The sequence below is a fragment of the Rufibacter roseolus genome (genome assembly GCF_017916365.1).
Taxonomy (GTDB): domain Bacteria; phylum Bacteroidota; class Bacteroidia; order Cytophagales; family Hymenobacteraceae; genus Nibribacter; species Nibribacter roseolus.
In genome coordinates this window covers 2,298,263-2,309,497 of the sequence record NZ_JAFMSU010000001.1, presented here as the reverse complement: position 1 = coordinate 2,309,497, position 11,235 = coordinate 2,298,263, and the positions used below count along the sequence as shown (strand labels likewise).

Annotated in this window: 10 protein-coding genes and 1 tRNA gene; 5 read left to right on the top strand and 6 right to left on the bottom strand. The window is 48.7% G+C overall.

The features are described 5' to 3' along the window. Positions 1-464 precede the first annotated feature (464 nt). The 4 genes from J3P35_RS09115 to J3P35_RS09100 all read right to left on the bottom strand — a co-directional run bounded on the left by J3P35_RS09115 (position 465) and on the right by J3P35_RS09100 (position 3,386). The gene (locus J3P35_RS09115; protein WP_210464008.1) at positions 465-1,733 is read right to left on the bottom strand and encodes an adenylosuccinate synthase; all 1,269 of its coding nucleotides are present in this window, start codon (positions 1,731-1,733) and stop codon (positions 465-467) included. Beyond that, on the bottom strand, positions 1,734-2,081 hold the full coding sequence (locus J3P35_RS09110) for an STAS domain-containing protein (RefSeq protein WP_210464007.1): 348 nt from the start codon (positions 2,079-2,081) through the stop codon (positions 1,734-1,736). After that, the gene (locus J3P35_RS09105) at positions 2,071-2,547 is read right to left on the bottom strand and encodes a Fur family transcriptional regulator (RefSeq protein WP_210464006.1); all 477 of its coding nucleotides are present in this window, start codon (positions 2,545-2,547) and stop codon (positions 2,071-2,073) included. The genes J3P35_RS09110 and J3P35_RS09105 overlap by 11 nt, the downstream gene beginning before the upstream one ends. A 467-nt stretch (positions 2,548-3,014) precedes the next feature. Beyond that, positions 3,015-3,386, bottom strand: coding sequence for a hypothetical protein (locus J3P35_RS09100; protein WP_210464005.1), 372 nt, complete (start codon positions 3,384-3,386; stop codon positions 3,015-3,017). A 106-nt stretch (positions 3,387-3,492) separates the two neighbouring features. Between J3P35_RS09100 and J3P35_RS09095 the strand changes: the two genes are divergently transcribed. Continuing rightward, the gene (locus tag J3P35_RS09095) at positions 3,493-3,882 is read left to right on the top strand and encodes an opacity family porin (protein ID WP_210464004.1); all 390 of its coding nucleotides are present in this window, start codon (positions 3,493-3,495) and stop codon (positions 3,880-3,882) included. Positions 3,883-4,089: 207 nt separating this feature from the next. Here J3P35_RS09095 and J3P35_RS09090 read toward each other — a convergent pair whose 3' ends face one another. Both J3P35_RS09090 and J3P35_RS09085 read right to left on the bottom strand, forming a co-directional pair. After that, the gene (locus J3P35_RS09090) at positions 4,090-4,575 is read right to left on the bottom strand and encodes an Imm51 family immunity protein (RefSeq protein ID WP_210464003.1); all 486 of its coding nucleotides are present in this window, start codon (positions 4,573-4,575) and stop codon (positions 4,090-4,092) included. A gap of 3 nt (positions 4,576-4,578) precedes the next feature. Then, positions 4,579-6,783 carry a RelA/SpoT family protein gene (locus J3P35_RS09085; protein WP_210464002.1) on the bottom strand — a complete coding sequence of 735 codons (2,205 nt, stop codon included), beginning with the start codon at positions 6,781-6,783 and terminating at the stop codon, positions 4,579-4,581. A gap of 150 nt (positions 6,784-6,933) precedes the next feature. Here J3P35_RS09085 and J3P35_RS09080 point away from each other — a divergent pair. From J3P35_RS09080 to clpX, 4 genes are all read left to right on the top strand, one after another. Beyond that, positions 6,934-7,015, top strand: a tRNA-Leu gene (locus tag J3P35_RS09080). A 76-nt stretch (positions 7,016-7,091) separates the two neighbouring features. Then, on the top strand, positions 7,092-8,420 hold the full coding sequence (tig, locus tag J3P35_RS09075) for a trigger factor (protein WP_210464001.1): 1,329 nt from the start codon (positions 7,092-7,094) through the stop codon (positions 8,418-8,420). Between the two features lie 418 nt (positions 8,421-8,838). Beyond that, positions 8,839-9,537 carry a ClpP family protease gene (locus J3P35_RS09070; protein WP_210464000.1) on the top strand — a complete coding sequence of 233 codons (699 nt, stop codon included), beginning with the start codon at positions 8,839-8,841 and terminating at the stop codon, positions 9,535-9,537. Positions 9,538-9,998: 461 nt separating this feature from the next. Continuing rightward, positions 9,999-11,231: an ATP-dependent Clp protease ATP-binding subunit ClpX gene (gene clpX, locus J3P35_RS09065; protein WP_210463999.1), complete on the top strand. Its 1,233-nt coding sequence runs from the start codon at positions 9,999-10,001 to the stop codon at positions 11,229-11,231. Positions 11,232-11,235 lie beyond the last annotated feature (4 nt).

Here is an 11,235-nt window from a genome sequence, read left to right as displayed (position 1 = left end):
GTTCTGCGTCCCTCCCCTGCCGGGCGGGCTGCAAAGGTAGCAAAACTCTTTCAGCTTCCAAGGGCTTTCTTCTGGAGAAGGTCCCTTTTCGCTGTTCCTTGCCGGAGCCTAGGGGTTAACCATAGTGAAGGACAGGAAGTTCCAATTAGGAAAAATTTTTCGATGGATTCCTTTCAGCTAAGAGCCCCTGCTGGCCCCTGGGCTAGAACCACCATGAGGTACCTGGAAGTTCCCGATAGGGGTAGGTTTTTCTTCTCACTATTTTGAGGGGCTCCCGGCCGGTGTCTGGGGAAGAACTATTGCTGGAGGGTATTAGGAAGTTCCAAGGCTTTGTAGATTTTCTTCAAAGTGAATGGCGCCTTCCTAAGCTATCGTTTATTCTCTTCTCCCTTATCCCAGCCCTTGGTAAACAAAGAAGGCAAGGTGAGCTCCACCTTGCCTTCTTCTAGTATTGTATCTGGCGATTATTTTACCAGAGTGCTCTTTCTATCTGGGCCAACGCTGATGATGTTCACGCTTACCTCTAACTGTTCTTCTAAATAAGCCACATACTCCAGAACCGCTTTGGGCAGCTCGTTGTAGGCTTCGTAATTCCGGAGCTCTTCGCCCCAGCCTTTCATGGTGATGTATACCGGCGTGAGATCGGTCTTATCAAGGTCATGAGGCACCTGTTCGGTAATGGTACCGTCTGGTAGTTTATAATGGGTGCAGACGCTGATCTCATCAAAGTCATCCAGTACATCGGCCTTCATCATGTTGAGCTGCGTTACGCCATTCAGCATGATCGCATACTTCAAGGTGGGCAGGTCTATCCAGCCGCAGCGACGAGGACGTCCGGTGGTAGAACCGAACTCTCTTCCTGCCTGGCGGATCTTCTCGCCTACTTCGTCATGAAGCTCTGTTGGGAATGGACCGCTTCCAACGCGGGTACAGTAGGCTTTGAAGATACCGTACACTTCACCTATATGACGCGGAGCAATTCCTAAGCCTGTGCAGGCACCTGCCACCAACGTATTAGAGGATGTCACAAACGGATAGGTACCAAAGTCGATATCAAGGAGAGAACCTTGCGCACCTTCAGCCAGGATTTTCTTGCCGTCCTTTATGGCTTGGTTGATCATGTATTCTGAATCTACCAAGGTATAGGTGCGCAGGAAGTCAATAGCGCTGAAGAATTGTTGCTCCAGTTCTTCTATTTCAAGATCCTTTTGGTAAAAAGAGGCTATTTTCTGGTGCTTGGCTACCGTGATTCGGTAACGCTCCTGGAAATCGGATTGGAGGATGTCTCCTACACGCAGACCGCTACGACCGATTTTGTCCTGGTAAGCCGGTCCGATTCCTTTTTGGGTAGAACCGATCTTTGAAGTGCCCAGAGCCTCCTCAGAGATTCTGTCAAGGCTTTTATGCGAGGGCAGAATCAGCTGGGCTTTCTTGGAGATGAAAAGGTTACGGGAAACATCCACTCCCCTGGCAGCCAGTTTCTCTACTTCAGTACGGAAAACGATTGGGTCCAGCACCACGCCATTCCCGATGATGTTGGTGATGTGCTCATGGAAGATACCGGAAGGTATTTGGTGAAGCACGTGCTTGGTTCCCTCAAACTCAAGGGTGTGTCCGGCATTAGGGCCACCCTGGAAACGGGCTACCACGTCATACTGAGGAGCAAGTACATCAACGATCTTACCTTTTCCTTCATCGCCCCACTGGAGGCCTACTAAAATGTCAACTGGCATTTAAACTGATTCTTTAAGAAGCTGAACGGCTTTGGTATCATCCTCGGCAATGGTAAAGATGGCGCTCAGTTTTGTGATTATTAATAACTTACGAATGTGTTCTGAGGGGTTGATGAGAATAAGCTCCCCACCGCGGTTTCTGAATTTGGTTAAGAGGGAAACCAAAACGCCAATGCCGGTGCTATTGATAAACCGCACATTGGACAGATCCACCGCTGAGAGCAGCAGCGCATCATCAATGGTATTGTTGGCCAGATCCATTAGGCGTTGCGTCTCAGGGCCTCCAATCATGTCCCCTTCCAGTCTTATGATCAGGATGTTGTTTTCTAACGAATGGTCAATTTTCATGGATGGGTGCGTTTAGTTTGGCCTGGCAGTCACCACAAATACCGTACAAATTTAGGGAGTGGTGCAGAATATTAAAATTAAGCAGATCACCCACCATGGTCTGGATGTTATGCACCCGCGGGTCACAGAACTCCACCACTTTGTGGCATTCGGTACAAATGACGTGGTCATGCTGGCGGCGGCCGTACGATTTCTCATACTGGGCTAGGTTACGGCCAAACTGATGTTTACTTACCAGATCGTTTTCTACCAATAGATCCAAGGTATTGTATACGGTTGCCCGGCTCACCTGGTAGTTCTTGTTCTTCATGCTGATGTAAAGCGATTCTACATCAAAATGTCCGGTGCGCGAATAGATCTCTTCTAATATAGCATAGCGCTCCGGGGTTTTCCGGAGACCCTTGCTTTCTAAATAGGCGGTGAATATCTTCTTCACCTCCATGAATTTCACTTCATCTAGTGCCATACGCCTTCTTCTGCTACAAACTTAACAGGTTTTACGTGGGAATGCTAAAAACACCCCTAAAAAGCAAATCCAGAAAAACTAATGCCGGTAGCTTTTTCTTAGGGCTTGCCGGCATCCCGGCTCTTCAAATAAGGAACGAGTAAGGAACAAGCCTCTTTTCGGCTTCTGCCTCTTCTTCCAGTACAGGCCTGCCCGTTTCTGTTTAAAGCCTTGTTTCAGGAAATCACCAGAAAAACAGGAAGCCCATATTCCACCCATTTTCCTCTTTCCGTTTCGGTATCTGTTTCGCCCATTTCATCCTTTGAATTAATGGGTTCATCCAAAACATCCAAATTTCAACTCGCCAAAGTAGGGGTTAGTCCTTTTCACTGTGTCTAAAGAACAGGAACACGAAATAAGAATTGTTAAGAAAGGCCTTTCAGACAATCTCATAATCCTCCAAGACATTTTTAACCCTTCAAGAATCTTTAACCCTTTCTGAAAATTACAATTATGAAAAATTCAACCTTTTTGCATGGCATGCGCTCGCTTACCTTAACAGGCTTAGTATGTTTAGCTTCTTTGGCTGTATCAGCGCAAACCAAAACAAAAACGTCAACTTCTACGCAGGCCAAAGCGAAAACCACCGCCACTGCTTCTACAGCGAAGGCAAAAACCGCTACTGCGGCTACTGCCAAACCAAAAACATATTCAGCTTCCTCCACCGTAAGAAAATCAACCGCTGCTGTTACAACTAAAAAAGCCCCGGCTAAAACCGTTGCCTCTGCCGCTCCGGTAAAACCGGTTGAAACAGCTGCTATTGCCCCAGCACCAGCCCCAGAAGTAGCAAGCCCAGCCAAAAGCAAAAAACAGACTTCCGCCGCTTTCGGGGGCGGGTCAAACGTAATCTCCTTTGGGCTTGGGTTAGTACACAACCTGGATTACCCTAAAGGCGGAAGCAGACTTATGCCCCTCACCTTCTCTTATGAGAGAGGATTGAACGTGGCCGCTGGCCCAGGAACCATTGGGGTAGGCGGTGTTTTCTCTTACTCACACTATAAATGGGGCGAAGGCGACTACAAATGGACAGTGATGTACTTCGGGGCGAAAGGTGCCTACCACCTTGATCTGGCCAAAAACGAGAAACTGGACACTTATGCTGGCTTAAACCTTGGCTACGCCAGAACCAAAGTAAACTATGACTCTTATTACTATGGTGATGCCTCTGAGGGAGAAGTGAAAGTTGGTGTACTGGCTGGTGCCCGCTATTTCTTCACCGAGAGCGTAGGTGCCCACCTGGAACTGGAGTCTGGCCCGATGTCTCACATCACCCTTGGCCTGAGCTATAAGTTCTAATTCTTTAAAAGAAACCACCTTCTTCTGCCCCGCACGTTTTCCAGTCAGTTTTCAGAAAACGAGTCTTAAGCAGAAAACAACTAATCGCTTCACCTATTGAAAAAGCAAAGCCCCACTGATTTGTGGGGCTTTCCTTTTTATCTGCTACTTATAAGGAGCAGGCAATAGTCTTTACAGGCAATGACATAATGCTGTAAGCAGTTTAACTTATTCCATTTGTCCGGCTTGGTCTGCTACCTCAATAGCTTTTAACAAGATTCCCTCGTCTGATTTCACCACAGAAATCAATCTGCTCACCTTTTCAAGAGTTTCTCTGTCAGAACTCCAAATGGCTAGTCCTTCGGCTTCATCATCAAATCTGATTTTAGATTCAATAGTCGGGTCTGACATTTGAATAGCTCCGTAGATAATCCCCAACCAGCTAGGTCCACCTCCCTGATAACCTTTTGCATTCAGGAACTCAAGGTGGCTATCTTTTTCGTGGATATCGTAGTAGTCCAGTCTGAATTCATTAGAAGTTATTTCAATGAGGTTTCCCCTCCCTTTAAGGCTAGAATTATTTAGGGCGCTAAGCAATTTCTTATTCTTTAATGTCTGACTGTTGGCATTACAACTCATAATCAAGAGCAACGGAATCAGGAAAAGGTATTTCATTTGACTCTTAAGGTTCAGATTAAAATTAAGTTTATCCATAATTTAAGAGTCAAATCGGTCAACACTCAGCACGCCATTAACCTTAAGCAGTTTCTGGATCAGTTTCTCCAGTTGCGCAGTGTCATTCACGAACACCATCAGGCGACCTTCAAACACGCCGTCATGCGAGTCAATGGTGATGGAACGCATGTTCACCTTCAAAGAGTTGGAGATGATCTTAGTCACGTCATTTACCAGACCTACCCTATCGGTTCCTTTGAGCGTGATACCCGCCAGGAAGGAAAGTTCCTGCTGGCCGGTCCATTTAGCCTTCACAATGCGGTGCCCATAGTTAGACATCAGCTCCACGGCTTTGGGGCAGGTGGTCCGGTGGATGGTGATGCCATGGTCTACCGTCTGGAACCCGAACACGTCATCGCCAGGGATGGGGTTACAGCAGTTGGCCAGCTCATAGTCAATCTTATCGGTGCCGCCGCCAATCACCAGCAGCTGCGAGTTGACACCCCTTATTTTCTCCACCTCCTTGTCAAAGTTGGAACCCACTAACAGGGACGCCGGGCGGTATTTCTCGCTCTGCGGATTAAAGATGTATTCTTTGATTTCTTTAAGGTCAATGAGGTTCACCGCCACGCGGTAAAAGAAATCCTGCAGCGAGGAAGCGTTGAAATAAGCCGCCAGCCGGTTAAGGTTCGCCGCCGAGGGCTCAATAGACAAAAGCTGCAACCGGTCCACCACCTGCTGGCGCCCTTCCTCGGCTTTTCCTTTGCGTTCTTCGCGCAAAAACTCTTTTATTTTGGACCGGGCCTTGGAAGTGGTCACAAACTTGAGCCACTCGCCGGTAGGTTTCTGCTTCTGCGAGGTCAGGATCTCTACCTGGTCCCCGTTGTGCAGGCGGTAACTGAGCGGCACCAGCTTCTGATTCACCTTCGCGCCCAAGCTTTGGTAACCGATTTGGGTGTGAATTTCGAAAGCAAGGTCCAAAGCAGTGGCGCGGTCTGGCAAGATAATGAGCTCGCCTTTGGGCGTAAAGACAAAGACCTCCTCCACAAACAGGTTCGTGCGGAACTCGTCCAGGAACTCGATGGCGTTGGTGTTGTTCACGTCCAGCATGTCGCGCACCTTGTTGATCCAGTTATCCAGACCAGACTCTGAGGGTGCGTTGCTGCCGGTTTTGTATTTCCAGTGGGCGGCGTACCCGCGCTCCGCGATGTCATCCATGCGTTTGGTCCTGATCTGCACCTCTACCCACTGTCCGGTCTTACTCATCACAGTGGTATGCAGTGCCTCGTAACCGTTGGCTTTAGGCGTACTGATCCAGTCGCGCAGGCGGTCTGGATTAGGCTGATAGAAGTCCGTTACAATGGAATAGACGCGCCAGCAGACGGGTTTCTCCTGCTCATAGGGCACGTTCAGGATAATCCGGATGGCAAACAGGTCATAGATCTCCTCAAAGGTGACATTCTGCTTCTTCATCTTCTTGAGGATGGAGTAGATGGACTTGGGCCGTCCCTTTACCTCAAAATCGGTGAAGCCTTGCCGCCGCAGTTCTTCCTCAATTGGACCGATGAAATCAGAGATGAACTTGTTACGCGCCGCTTTGGTCTGCCTGATCTTGTTGGAGATGAACTTGTAGGTCTCCGTATCGGTGTACTTCAGGTGCAGGTCCTCCAGCTCAGACTTAATGGCATACAAACCCAGGCGGTGCGCCAGCGGGGCGTACAGGTACATGGTCTCAGAGGCGATCTTGAGCTGCTTATCGCGGGCCATGCTGCCAAGCGTGCGCATGTTGTGCAGGCGGTCGGCCAGTTTTATGAGGATCACACGCACATCATCAGAGAGCGTGAGCAGCATCTTCCTAAAGTTCTCGGCCTGTTGCGAGGTACCGTATTCAAATACGCCTGAGATCTTGGTGAGGCCTTCAATGATGCGGGCTACGCTGGGCCCGAAGTCACGCTCAATGTCGGCAATCTCCAGGTCGGTGTCCTCTACCACATCGTGCAGCAGGGCCGCCACAATGGAGGTGGTTCCCAGGCCAATCTCCTCCACGGCAATCTGGGCTACGGCCAGAGGGTGCAGAATGTACGGCTCGCCAGACTTCCGGCGCATGTCTTTGTGGGCCTCCAACGAGGTGTTAAAAGCCTTTTTTATGATCTTGGCGTCGTTGTCCTTCAGAAAAGGCTTGGCGTGCCGCAGTAACTTTCGGTAATGGCGCAGAATCTCTTTTCGTTCTGCTTCGTGGTCAATCATAAGGGTAGGTACATCAAAAACGGGGGTCTGGCAAATGCCAACCCGTTTCTGACCTCTTTTTATAAATTTCAACAAAAAAAACGAAAGAGAGTTGCATAAACAAAAAAGAGTTTGCTACATTTGCAGCACCAAATACAAAAACACATTGATGCGGATGTGGCGAAATTGGTAGACGCACTAGACTTAGGATCTAGCGCTGCGAGGCATGGGGGTTCGAGTCCCTCCATCCGCACAAGTCAAACCCTCAATCCCAACCGGGGTTGGGGGTTTTTTCAATTTAACCGTAGCACAATTAAACTCTGATAGCTTTGAATATCACCCTCAATCAAACCGATGGCCAGAATGCCAGCCTAAAAGTTAGCCTGCAAGAGGCCGACTACGCCGCCCGTGTAGACGAGCAAATCAAAGAATACAGCAAGAAAGCCAACATCAAAGGTTTCCGCCCTGGTAAGGTTCCTGCTGGTTTGATCCGTAAGATGTACGGCAAAGGCATTTTGGTGGAGTCCATCAACCAGTTGCTGCACGAGTCTGTAAACAACTACATCAAAGAAAACAAACTGCGCATCCTGGGCGAGCCGCTTCCGGACCGTCAGGACGAGAACGCCATTGACTGGGACAACCAGAAAGAGTTTGAATTCAGCTACGCCGTTGGTTTGTTGCCTGAGTTTGAACTGCCTTTGAACGAGGTGTCTGTGCAGAAATATGACATCGAAGTAGACCAAACCACTGTTGACGAGGCTTATGAGCAGATGCAGCGCCAGTTTGGCCAAACCACCAATCCGGAGGTTTCTGAAGCCAATGATTACCTGTACGGCGACCTGAAGCAAGTAGATGGTGAGTTTGAGACCAAAACGCTTCTTCCTTTAAACAAAGTGTTAGCCGGTGCCGACAAATTCGTGGGCGTGAAACCAGGCGACACCATCACTTTTGACATCCGCGAGGCGTTTGGCGATGATGCCGCTTTGGCACACGTGACTGGCCTGAGCAAAGAAGTGACCAAAGACCTGAACGGCGAATTCACTTTCACGGTAGAGAAAATCAACCGCACTGAGCCAGCCGAGATGAACCAGGAGTTCTTTGACAAGATCTTCGGACAAGGCAACGTGACCACGCAGGAAGAATTTGACGCCAAAGTACGCGAGGTTATCAAAGAGAACTATGACCGTGAAGCTGTGAACGTGCTGGACCGCGACGTGATTGACCAACTGGTAGACAAATCTTCTATTGAGATCCCTACTGAGTTCTTCAAGCGCTGGTTAGCCGTTACCAACGAAGGCAAAATCACCCCAGAGCAGATTGATGAGTTCTATGACCAGTATGTGAAAGAACTGAAGTGGTCTATGATCCGCAACAAAGTGGTGGAAGAGAATGACATCAAAGTAAGCAACGAAGATGTGGTGAACAGCGCGCGTCAGAAAATGATGGCTCAGTTCAACATGCCAGAGGTGCCGGAAGAGATGGAAGCCACTTTCAATAACTTCCTGGACAACCACCTGAAGCAAAACAACGGCCGTAACTTCGTGAACGAGTACGAGGCGCTGGTTGCTGAGAAAGTGCTGGAGTTTGTGAAAGACAAAATCACCATCACAGAAAACACCGTTTCTGCCGAGGAATTCCGCAACAAAGTAGGCGCTTAAGCGGTACTACTTCATAGTAACAAAAAAGTCCTTACATACAGTAAGGACTTTTTTGTTTACAACAGGTACCACGCAGCACTTAGGGCCAGGATCACTTCCCTGACAGAAAGTGAAGGCAAGCGGTGAAAAACGGCATAGAGGTTATTCTTCAGGAAAATCCTTTAACTTGACCCGCGGTACGCAGCCGGTGGTACGTAAAAGACGGCACGCATTGGCCCTCCCCGGGCATGAATTCTGAGAAGTAGAGAGAACGCCTCCTGCCCCGTCATCGGCCATAATGGCAGTAAAAAACCATTAATCGTTTTTGGCCTGATTTTAGGAAAACAATCCCGGAACGGGTAAACCCAGTTTGTTACTTCTGGTTATTCTTGTAACCATCGCGTTTCTTTTTAAGTTAAGGCATCTAAACAGAACCCTTATGTATACTAAAGACGAATTCAGAAAATTTGCCGTGCACGGCCTGGGCATGAGTGGCCTGGGCGTTGACCAATACCTCACCCACATTGAAAGCAAGACCAGCATGCAGCCAACCAGCATGACGCGTTCCGTGATTGAGGAAAGACCTACCAATTTCCGGGAGATTGACGTTTTCTCCCGCCTGATGGTAGACCGTATTATTTTCCTGGGCACCCAGGTAGATGATTATATCGCTAACATTATCACTGCCCAGTTGCTGTTCCTGGAAAGCGTGGACTCTAAAAAAGACATTCTGTTGTACATCAACAGCCCGGGAGGTTCTGTGTATGCCGGTTTGGGTATCTATGACACCATGCAATACGTGCAGCCAGACGTGGCCACTATCTGTACCGGTTTGGCAGCATCTATGGGTGCAGTGTTGCTTTGCGGCGGCGCCAAAGATAAGCGCTCTGCCCTACCCCACGCCCGCGTAATGATTCACCAACCAATGGGTGGAACCCAGGGACAGGCCTCAGACATTGAGATCACCGCCCGCGAGATCCTGAAGCTGAAGAAAGAGCTGTACGAGATCATCTCCAGCCACAGCGGCAAACCCATTGAGGAAGTTGACAAAGACAGTGACCGTGACTACTGGATGATTGCCCAGGAAGCCAAGGAATACGGCCTTATTGACGAGGTGTTAACCCGCCATAAAGCATAAGCAACACTATATTGTAAACTAAAAAAGGCCTGCTCTGTAGCAGGCCTTTTTCATGTGGATCCGTTTTTTCTGTCAGAAACCAATGACCTTTTCTACCGCATATTACGGTAGAAATTCCATTCTAAGAAGTAAGGCACTTTCCTGATATCGGCCATGTTTTAAGGGTATATTCCTGAATACAGGCGTAAAACAATGGGCAATTTAAGGCCTGCAAAGATTTTTTATGCGCAGCTTTTAGGGTAATTGTACCTGCTTTGTTCTGCCACATATAGCACAGCGTATTCTGCTTCAATCAGATACAACATATGCTATATTTTATAATACCCTCGCTTCCAACCACTTCCTGACGCATGTTGGATAACTTGTGCAAAAATATTTTGGCGTAGTGCCTAACCAATTTTGTAACTTTGTCGTACCCGGCGCACCTAAAGCCGGACAATACACATCCCACTCTTCGGTTTATGGCAGAAATAACGTGCTCCTTTTGCGGAAAGAATAAGAAAGAGGTGTCTGTGATGATCTCAGGCATCAATGCGCATATCTGTGAGCGTTGCATTGGACAGGCGCAGCAGATATTGAATGAGGAGAACCGGTTACGTGCCACCAACCGGGCGCCTAAATTCAACCTGATCAAACCAAGGGAAATGAAAACCTACCTTGATCAGTTTGTGGTAGGCCAGGACGAAGCCAAGAAGGTGATGTCTGTAGCGGTGTACAACCATTACAAGCGCCTCATGCAGAAGCCTAAGACTGATGACGTGGTGATTGAGAAATCCAACATCATCATGGTGGGCGAAACCGGAACCGGTAAAACTTTCCTGGCCCGTATGCTGGCCGGTATCCTGCAGGTTCCGTTCTGTATCGCTGATGCTACCGTTTTGACCGAGGCTGGTTACGTAGGCGAAGACGTAGAAAGCATCCTTACTCGTCTTCTGCAAGCCGCTGATTACAACGTAGAGGCTGCTGAGCGCGGCATCGTGTATATTGACGAGATTGACAAAATCGCCCGCAAAAGCGATAACCCATCCATCACCCGCGATGTGTCTGGTGAAGGTGTGCAACAGGCTTTATTGAAACTCTTGGAAGGAACCTCAGTGAACGTTCCGCCGCAGGGAGGCCGTAAGCACCCAGAGCAGAAAATGATCTCGGTGAACACCGAGAATATCCTGTTCATCTGCGGAGGCGCCTTTGTAGGCATTGATCGCCTCATCAAGAGTCGCCTCAACACCAAGCCAATTGGGTTCTCATCCACCAACCTGGAGGAGAAAATGGACACTGAAAACTTCCTGCGCTATATCACCTCTCAGGATTTGAAATCCTTCGGTTTGATTCCTGAATTGATAGGTCGTCTGCCAGTAGTGACGCACCTGAACCCGCTGGATAACGAGACCCTGCGCCTGATCCTCACTGAGCCGAAGAACTCCCTAGTGAAACAGTACAAGCGCCTGTTTGAGATGGAGAACATTAACCTGGAGTTTGCCGAGGAAACCCTGGAGTACATTGTGGAGAAAGCCGCTGAGTACAAACTGGGTGCCCGTGGCCTGCGCTCCATCTGCGAAGGCATCATGACCGACGCTATGTTTGACCTGCCATCTGAGGAACACGAAGGCGGTACCACTGACCTGGTCATCACCCTGGATTACGCCCGCGAGAAATTTGAGAAATCAGCGGTGAAAAAACTGAAAGTAGCCTAAGCGT